The 8,913-nt window shown below is 69.5% G+C and carries 3 protein-coding genes; all 3 read right to left on the bottom strand.

Annotated elements, in window-relative coordinates:
* A partial coding sequence (locus IEY93_RS26470; RefSeq protein ID WP_189165838.1) for a DNRLRE domain-containing protein occupies nucleotides 1–4,596 on the bottom strand: 4,596 nt, incomplete at its 3' end.
* Between the two features lie 406 nt (nucleotides 4,597–5,002).
* The gene (locus IEY93_RS26465; RefSeq protein WP_189165837.1) at nucleotides 5,003–8,248 is read right to left on the bottom strand and encodes a tetratricopeptide repeat protein; all 3,246 of its coding nucleotides are present in this window, start codon (nucleotides 8,246–8,248) and stop codon (nucleotides 5,003–5,005) included.
* A 117-nt stretch (nucleotides 8,249–8,365) separates the two neighbouring features.
* Nucleotides 8,366–8,913 (bottom strand): DUF3553 domain-containing protein (locus IEY93_RS38660; RefSeq protein ID WP_229691503.1); only part of this gene is annotated, 548 nt, incomplete at its 5' end.

Raw genomic sequence — 8,913 nt, 5'->3', positions numbered from 1 at the left:
CTTCACCGTGTAGTTCACTCCGCGCGGGCGGTAGGTCCCTACGTCGGCCGGCAGGTTCTCCTGCCACCACACCCAGGAGCCCTCATAAGTGGAAGCGAACGGGAACTCATCGCATTCATTTCCCGCCGCCACCCACGGCGCCTGCCCCTTGCCATTCCAGCCGGGATAGTACGACCACCGGCAGGCCGACTGCGACCTACTTCGGTTCCGGCCGTTACGGTTACCGTCCCGAATCTTTTCGTCCTCGTATTGATAGAGCCGATGGATCAGCCTGTTCTTACTGAAGCCGGGAATGTTCTTCGGGGTGTCCTTACGGATCTCGGGGACATTCACGGGCCATGCGTTCGCGTGGTCGGTCGCCATGGGGTGGGTCGAATTGGGAGAGGTGTAGGCGAGGGCGATGTGGGAGTAGGCGTTCGGGAACAGGCTCTCCTTCAAGGCGATCGACGGAGTCTCGTGATCGAAGATGCAACCCTCGGCATACCCGACATAGGATGCGGAGTCGCAGCGAATGCTCTGCTTCGGTGGACTTTGGGTCTCTTGGGAGCCGCCGAGACCGACGAGGCCGAGGGTGGTCCTCGTAGTGCAGGTGCCGATCAACTCCCGGTTGTTCGCCCCTGCTGATGCCGGGTCGACGTAGGATTCGAACTTGAAGGACACCGTTCTGTCGTCCCAGTAGTCCTCATTGCCGGTGTACGACTTCTTCAGGCCTCCGGTGGTGATGGGAGCACAGGCGTTCGCATTCGGGTAGCCGGTGCCCAACATGCCGATGGAGAAGGTCTTCCCCTCGAAGTACTCACCCTTGCTCACGATCGGCTCATCGACCCACAGATCGAAGTCAATGGCACGACTGCCCTGATAGGTCCGCCCGATCAATATCTGCGGGAACCAGACCTCATCCGTCGTCTCCGGCACGCCGTTCGCATTCTTCACGACCTTGCCGAACCTGTCACGCTTGACCCGGACCAGCCCCGACATGAACGTGGCACACCACGAGAAACGATTCCGGGTGTACCCCTTCTCGTTCTGCAGCACCCTACTGCCCGGCGCATATCCGTAAGCACTCCGCTGGTTCGACTGGCAATCGTCGTTGTCCTTGATCCTGTCGTATTTGAAGTTGCCGGCCGAGTATGCGGTTGCGGCGGACGAGGCGGCCTCGGTCCCCGCGATCGGCTTGGCCTCTCGTGTCGGGGAACTGAGGGTGAGGGATCGCCAGTCGCTCCATGAACTGCTGACTCCGGCGGTGACGACGCGAGCACGCCAGTGAGCGGGTCGTCCTTCCCTCAGACTGCCGGAGGGAAGCCGGATGTCGGCCGCGGTCCCCGCGGGCACGTCCGCGAGGGTCGTTCTCCACTTCCCGCCTTCGTCTGAGGAACGGGTCGGCAGGGCATCGGTGACCTCGACCTCGACCGTGCTGCGTCGTCCCAGCTTGTCGGCAACGTTGATGACGAGGTGCGGTCTGGTCGTGGGAACGCGGGCTCCCCCATCGCTGGTGTCCGCGCCACGAATGCGAAGTCCGGTGATGGTGGCCGGCGCCGTGACGGCTGCCTTACCGGTGGGGAGATCGGCGCGTTGACCTGCCAGGCCAGAGGTGCCCCAGACGGCGAAGTACCAGGAGTAAGGCGCCATGGTGTTGCCTGCGGCGTCCTTGGCCCCGCGCACCTCGGCTTGGTAGTAGGACCACAGCTCCTCGGCAGGAGTGAACGTCAGTATCGTGTTGCCGCTGCTCATGGCGGTGGTGCCGGTGACCGGCTCTTCCATGATCAGGTCGGTGAGAGTGAGCCGGGCCCCGGTCACCGCCTCGCTGAAGCGCACTGTGACCTGCGCGTTCGGTTCGGCCGCACCCTCCTCTGGCGGAGCCACCTCCAGGGCCGTGGGGGGTGTGGTGTCCCCTCCCGGGGTGGGGCTGGGGCTGGGCGAGGGGGAGGGAGCGGCGCCGTCGGTGTAGGTGACCGTCAGCACTGGACGCTGCGCCACGGTGGCGGTGCGAGATGAGCCGAACCCGCGATCATAAATCGGAGCGGAGGCGGATTCGTCGACTCCGCGCAGCAATATGCCCTGATTGGCCTGGCCGCCTGCCCACGCCTGGGCGATTCCGGTGATCGTCCAGTTCCACGCCACACCCGATGGCGGGGTTGACGTACACGTCCCGGCATCCTTGGCGATCACCTCGCCGGCGGTGGTGGCCGCCGGCTGGTTCTCCCAGTACAGGGTGGAGATGGACCAGGCACTGCTGATCCGCTGTGCCTTGATGCCGGAGCCGCTGTTCCCGCACCCGTAGGACTCGGTGTTCCACAGCTTCAACCTGGCGTCGGTGACCGTCTTACCAGCCAGGGCACTGGCGTCGAACTTCAGATACGTCCGCTCCCGAATCGGCGTACCCTCGCCGTCCCAAGCACCGGTCCACAGTGTGTCCCCGGTGGAGTCCGACGAGCCCATGTCGTCGATCCATGCACTGGCCTGCACGGGCAGCGTGATCGTATGTTGCACCGGAGGGATGCTTGGAGACGGCGTGGGTGTTGGGCTCGACGTCGCCGTTCGTCCCGTCGTGAAGGACCATGTGTACGGCGACATGGTGACGTCCGAGTAATTCCTGGCACCACTCACCTCCGCCGTGTAGACGGTGTCCGCGGCGAGCGGCTGATCCGGGGTGAACACCAGACGTTCATCGCCGGGCTCCAGGGCCGCGCTGCCGGTCACCGGCACACCTTGCGCATCCTTGATGGTGAAGTCCTCCCCCATGACAGGTTCGCTGAACGTCACCTTGATCTGGGCATTGATGGGAACATCGGTCCGTGCGCTGCTCGGATCGGTGGAGACCACAGAAGGGCCGGCGGGCGGCGCCGTGGGCTTGGGGCCGTTCAGGAACTCGTCGAGCTGCTCAGGCGTCAACCCGTCCGGAATGACCATGTCCTCGGCATTGGTTTCGGTATAAGCATCCCCGGCGAGGGCGGCCGCATCCATCTGCTCGCGCGTGACCGCTGGTGGGACCTGCACAGGGCCGGCCGACGTCGCGGCGTCCAGGACATCCGACGGCGCGCTGGACGGAGACATCCCCCAGACGGTGACGATGTCTTCCTGCGCCGGGAAGTAATTGACGGTCAATGCCGGGCCGCGCGGCACGGTGGGATCCTCGTAGCTCCCATACTCCGAGGAACGGTACCAGCGCCAGTTCGTACTGTCGGACTCACTGACGGAGCTGAGCTGAACACCGTAGTCGGCTGCGCCGTCCATCCAGTCCTGAACCATCGTCTCGACCGAGTGGTACAACTCACCCTCACCGCGCGAACAATCGTCGCTGTAGGCACCCTTGTTGCCCACCTGGCCGCTCGTGGTGACCGAAGGCTGCCGGCTCCAGGTGAGGTTGCTCACCGTCCAACTACTCGTGATCCGCCGGGCGACGATGCCCGAGTTGATCTCCCAGGTACAGGCATTGGCCCGGAAGTTCCACAGCCGCAGGTCGGCGTTCTCGACCGTACCGCCCTCCAGGGGAGTACCTCTGATGGGGAAACGGATGTAGCTACGCCAGGTTACGGTGCCACTATTGGACTTGCCCGCGATGATGCGCTGATAGTTGACGTCGTTCGAAGCCCCGTTGGGGTAGGTCGAGCTGTTGACGAAGGTGTCACCGGCGACACCCGTACCGGTCCAGACGTCGGACGCCAAAGCCATGGTCACCGGGTAGGCCACCGCCGGATCGGCCAGGAACTCCGCATCAGGACTCACGAGCAGCGCCGGGTCAGCGCCACCCTGCTCCGCAGTGATGGCGGCCGTACCAACATGGCCGGTCTCCGGCTGGCGGGCGGCGACCGCGTCCAACATCGGAGTCGCGGTGATGGAAGCGACATTCCGATCGCCCTCGGTCGACAGCAGGGCCGCCCTGCCGGAGGCGTCCAGACCATAGCGCATGCCCTTGGGCAGGTTCACAGGAATGCGCAGCTCGAGCTTCTTGTCCGGCCGTTTACGAATCACAAGCCGCTGCTGGAAACCCGTGGGGGTCGCGGTGACGACCAGGTCGACGCCGTCCCCGTAGACGGAAGGATATGTGGCGGTGTTACCACTTAGCCGTGGCGTGGGCAGCTTGGTGTCGGCAGAGATGGCCGCCTGCCCATTTTCGCCTCTCGCCTTCAGCAGGGTGGTGCCGCCGCCGGCCGAGAGGGTGAACTCCCCTTTACTGGCCTTGGGCTTGATCACCCCGTTTTCCTCGACAAGCGTGGTGTCGACCTGCTGCCATACGCCCTTCTTCTTGACCCGGATGGGCGTGGAGTACAGCTCGGTGTGCAGCGTCTTGCCATCGGGGTTGGCGAAGGTGGTCGAGGTCTCTGACCGATAGGAGACGATCTCAATGCGCTCGTTACGCTTCTTCGCCTCTTGCCTTATGGCATCCAACGGACTCGAACCGGAGGCAGGAGGGGCTTGTTCAAGAGTCGGCGCGGGAGTTGCGGCCACAGCCGGCGTGATCCGCTTCTGCTTCGCCGAACGTTTGATGGCATCGAGTGTCGGACGGTCCGGGGGCGGCTGGGACTCCGCCGAGAGGGTGATCGTTGTCCGGTCATCCGCGGTCGCGGGAGACGCGACCAGGGGTACCACTGCCATGGGTAAGGTGATGAGCGCCGTGCATAAGGCTCGTCTGACCTTCTGACGTGCTCTGGGTCCGCGATGGAGCATGAGCGTGTGACCTCCGAGGTCTGTGGCGGACAGGCTGGATCGTGGACGTGTTCTTCTGCGGCGAACCCGTCGGCCTCCGTACGGACCACCAGGTCGACGCACCAGGTGACGGCGTCGCGGTATTCGACCTGGTCGCCCGATACGACGGGTGCGAGGGAGCCGGTGGTCGCCGGCCTGGACGGGGTGGGTCCCCATCAATGTCGGGCACGGCGCTGGAAACCGGGTGGAAGCCGCGTGATCTTTCGAGAGCTCGCGAGATGGACACCTCGGGCCGTCCTCGCCCGGCCCTCGGGCCTGCGTGGTCAGTGCGTGCCGTACGCGTCTCGCGGTGCCGTCAGGCGTTCGCCGGCCCGGTGAGCTTGGCGCGGATCTCGTCGGCGGCGGGGTGCCCGAGATCGTCCAGGATGGCCAGCGCCTCCCGCCACACCTTCGCCGCCGCGCCGGTCCGCCCGGCGGCCTGGTGGGCGTCGCCCATCCGGCACAGTGTCTCGGCCTCGTCGTAGCGTTCGCCGCTGCGGCGGTACAGCTCCAGGCCGTGCCGGTAGCAGTCGACGGCCTGATCGTGGTCACCGAGATGGTGGTGGGCGTAACCGAGGCTGTCCCACGCGCGGGCCTCGCCGGAGCCGCTGCCGAGGGACTGTGCCAGGGTCAGGGCCTCCTGGCAGTGGTCGATGGCCATCCGGTACCGGCCGAGCCGGATGCAGTCCCAGCCGACCGCGTTCAGCGCGCGGCCCTGCCCGATCTTGTGATCGGCCGTGCGGAACAGCTCCAGCGCCTCCTGGTCGTGCCGCAACGCGTCCTCGTGCCGGTCCAGGCACTCGTCGACCCAGCCGAGGTTGAGCAGGGTGTGCGCCTGGCCCACCAGGTCCCGCAGCCCGGTGTACAGCTCCAGGGCACGCCGCAGGTGGGCGTAGGCCTGGTCGTGCTCGCCGAGCTGGGTGAGGGTGATGGCCAGGTCTCGCGCGATCTGTGCCGTGGCGCGCGGGTCGTCCAGCCGGTCGGCGGCCTCGTACGCTGTGAGCTGACCGCCCATCAGGTCGCGCCAGCGTCCCTGCCTGCTCAGGAACGTGGTGAGCGTCCAGGCCAGTTGCCAGGCATGAGCGAGCAGGCCGCCGGCCGCGGCCCACGGCACGGCCGCCAGCAGGGTGGCCTGCTCGGCGGTGAACCAGTCGAGCGCGTCCCGCTCGGTCACCAGCCGCTCACCGGTGATGCCCGGTGTGGGGAGCCCGAGTTCGATCGGATCCCGGTGCGGCCACAACAGCCGCTCCGCCGTATAAGCGGTGTGCAGGTAGTGGTCGGCGAGCCGGCGCCGGACGGCGGCGCGTTCCCGCTCGTCGCACTCGGTGCGGGCCAGCTCGCCCGCGTAGCTGCGCAGCAGGTCGTGCTGCGCGTACCGGCCGGGCCCGTGCTCACTGACCAGGTGTGAGCGGGCCAGTTCGGCCAGCAGAGGCCGTACCTCGGCGAGGGACGCGCCGGCGAGGGCGGCGGCGACCTGCGCGGTGACGTCGGCGCCGAAGTGCAGGCCCAGCAGGCGGAACAGCCGCGCCGCCGGCGCGCTGACGGCACGGTAGGACCAGGAGAACACCGCGCGCACATCGGCCGGGCCGTCGCCCGTGCCCAGGGCCCCCAGGTCGGCTTCGATGTCGCGCAGCTCACCGGCCAGGGCGCGCAGCGCGAAGGCCGGGTGGACCGCGGCGCGGGCGGCCACGACCGACAGCGCCAGCGGCAGCCGCCCGCACCGGGCGATGATCTCCGCTGCCGCCTCCGGCTCGGCCCGCACGCGGTCCACGCCCAGCCGGCGCACCAGCAGTTCCTCCGCTTCGGCGGCCGGCAGCGGATCGAGCGTGAGCGGGTGCGCCCCCTGGGTGACGATCAGGTCCCGGAGCTGGCTGCGGCTGGTCACGATCACTCCGCACCCCGCCAGGCAGGCCAGGAGCGGGCGGACGTGCTCGTCGTCACGGACGTTGTCCAGCAGCACCAGCACCCGCCGGCCGGCCAGCCGGTCACGTAACAGCCCGCTCCGGCCGGGGAGACCGTCGGGGACGTGTTCGGGCGGGACGCCCAGCGCTTCGAGCATGGTGCGCAGCGCCTCCTCGGGCGTCATCACCGCCCCGGAGGGGTCGAAGCCGCGCAGGTCGACATGGAGGTGCCCGTCGGGGAAGCGGCCGGCCGCGGCGTGCGCCACGCGCAGGGCGAAGCTGGTCTTGCCCACCCCCGGCAGCCCGGTCACGACGAGCAGCTCGCAGCGCACCCCCTCGGGGCCGCCTAATCGGCCCACCGCCTCCCGCAGGGTCTGCGCCCGGCCGACGAACCAGTGCGGCGCGACGGGCGGCGGCAGCAGCGGCATGGCCGGTCGCGGAGCCTGCCGCGCGGCCCGCGCGGTCCCGGCGGGAATCTCCCTGCGCAGCACCAGACGCTGCAGCTCGCGCAGTTCCGGGGAGTCGACACCGCGCCGGCCCAGCAGTGACAGGCCCTCCCGGCACACCTCGGCGGCCTCCACGACGCGCCCCTGGGCGTACAGGGCGAGCACCAGCTCGGTCCGCAGCCCCTCGTCGTAGGGCTCGGTGGCGACCGCGGCGGCCAGTCGCGCCGCCGCCTCCCCGTGCCGGTCCAGCTCCGACAGCGCCCTGGCCAGCCCCAGCCACGCCGTCCGGCGCAACATCGCGAGCCGCGCCCGCTCCGCCAGCGCGTACGCCCGCTCGGCCACGTCGGCGAACGCGGGCCCGCGCCACAACGCCAGCCCGTCCGCCAGCACCGCCGCCGCCCGGGCCGGGTCACCGGCGTCCAGCAGCCGCCGGCCTTCGGCGCAGGCCTGCTCGAAGCGCCCCGCGTCGATCGCCTGCGGGTCGATCTCCAGCCGGTAGCCGATGCCGGGGCCGCGGCCGACCGTCACCAGGACGCCGTGCCGGCCGCCGTCGCCCTGGCGCGGTGCCAGCAGTCGCCGCAGGTGGGAAACATGGCTGCGCAGCGTGGCGGGGGAGCCGTCCGATCGGGGGGAGGACTCCAGCAGCTCGGTCAGCCGCGCCGCCGGCACCGCCCGTCCGGCCTCCAGCAGCAGCAGCGAGAGCAGCTCGACCAGCCGCGGCCCGAGCCGCACCGGCCGCCCGTCCCGTTCCACCTGCAACGGCCCGAGGACCGCGAAACGCAGGTCCTCCGCCGCGGCCGGACGGCGCCCGGCGGCGCCCACGCTCACCGGTGACCGGACATGGCCTTCCCGCTCGGTCCGCTGTTGCACGGGGGGCGCGTCATCGGATGGCATCGGCTCCGGCGACGGCGGGCGCGGCACGCCGAGGGCCACCCGTTCCCAGGCCGCGATCCAGTGCTCCACCTGCGGTCCGGTGACGCCGAGCGCTGTCACCAGCCGGTGCAGGACGTCGGCGGGCATCAGGGTGCGCCCGGACAGGTAGTTGGCCAGGCTGCTGCGCGGAACTTCGGCCGCCTCGGCCAGGTCGCGCAGCGACAGGCGGACCTTGCCCCGCCCGCGTGCGGCGGACACACGCAGCCGATCGAGCTCCGCCAGCAGATCTCGCCGCGTCCGTACGGCGTCCAGCGCCGACGCGCAGGGCCCATCGCCCACCACGAGCCATAGCGTGCCACAGCCGTCCAAGAGTGTCCGTGTCCGTCCATCTGGTGGAAGCCGGGTTGATCATCCTGTGGACACGACGCGGACGGCGGTGCGGCGGAGGTGATCCGGTGGTCAGCCGGCGGGGGTGAGCAGGTGGTCGCGCTCGACCGCCTCCAGGGACAGCGTCTTGTACCCGACCTCCTCGAACAGCACCGTGACCCGGTCCGGCTCGCGGCTCATCACCACGCCCGGCCCCCACTCGCTGTGCCGGACCTTCGCGTGCATCGCGAAGGGCGTCTCGCCGGCCCGCTCCGCCGGGATGGTCTCCGCCGCCGTGCCCGCGCGGCAGGTGTCGCAGCTCCCGCAGGCCCGCTCGTACGGCTCGCCGAAGTACTCCAGCAGCGCCCGCCTGCGGCACCCGGTCGTCTCGGCGTAGCCGCGCATCATGTCGATGCGGGACTCGTCCACCCGCCGGCGGGTCTCGTCCAGCTCGGCCGCCCGCGCCGCCGCCTGCTCGGGCGGCGGGCCGCCCTCGACGGCGCGCAGGTCCCCGCGCTCGGTGACCGCGACGGACCCGGCCCGCTCCAGCAGGTTCACCAGGCCGGTCAGCCTGGAGGAGCCGATGCCGAGCAGGTCGCGCAGCTCGCGCGCCGGGACGGTGCCGCCGTGCTCGGTGAGCA

Source organism: Sphaerisporangium melleum (assembly GCF_014646695.1).
Classification (GTDB): Bacteria; Actinomycetota; Actinomycetes; order Streptosporangiales; family Streptosporangiaceae; genus Sphaerisporangium; species Sphaerisporangium melleum.
This window is presented reverse-complemented; position numbering and strand designations above follow the sequence as displayed.